At 33.8% G+C, this 719-nt stretch carries 1 protein-coding gene; it reads right to left on the bottom strand.

The features are described from left to right. Nucleotides 1-7 precede the first annotated feature (7 nt). The coding region (locus BCAMP_RS11920; protein ID WP_035315849.1) for a ParA family protein at nt 8-719 on the bottom strand (712 nt) is incomplete at its 5' end.

Raw genomic sequence — 719 nt, forward strand, 5'->3', positions numbered from 1 at the left:
TTTGTAATTACTTTTTATCATGTAAATCTTTATTAGTTATACCATTCACATCAAAACGTTTCAATCGTTCCATTTGTGGCACAACAGTATTGAAAATATTATCCCCATCAAAACTTTCAATCGCTTTATCCATGATGTATTGATCGACTTTACCATTGTTTTTATGAAGAACTTGTAATATCCCTAGTAAATCAAGATTCAAATCGTATTTCTTCATAAGTGAAATCAACTCTTTCACATAACTCTCCGCCCCTGTTAAAGAACGTTCTTGTGTCTGTAAGGAAATTAAAACATAGTCTGATGCAATAATTGCATTTTTGGTAACCTCTTTAGACATCGGTGGGACATCGATAATAATAATGTCATAGTCCGATTTGATTTCATCTAATAAACCTTTAACTAAAAAGTCTTGTTTATACTCATCCGTAATATTTTGATAGATGTATTTAGGAAAATCTTCAAAATCAATGAAACTCGGTATTAGCGAAAGATTTGGAATTATTTCTACCGGTAAATCAACAAAGCTGGCTTGCTCAATACCCGCCATCAATGTTTTGTTGATTGCTGGCACCGCCCCTTCGTTATTTGCCGACCGAGTTAGCATTAACGATTTAGTTGCATTTGATTGTGGATCCATATCTACAACTAATGTTTTAATACCTAGTGTCGATAATACATAACCAATCATAACCGCGTTCGTTGTTTTACCTGCACCGCCA

Origin of the sequence: Brochothrix campestris FSL F6-1037 (assembly GCF_000525915.1) — a bacterium.
Classification (GTDB): Bacteria; Bacillota; Bacilli; order Lactobacillales; family Listeriaceae; genus Brochothrix; species Brochothrix campestris.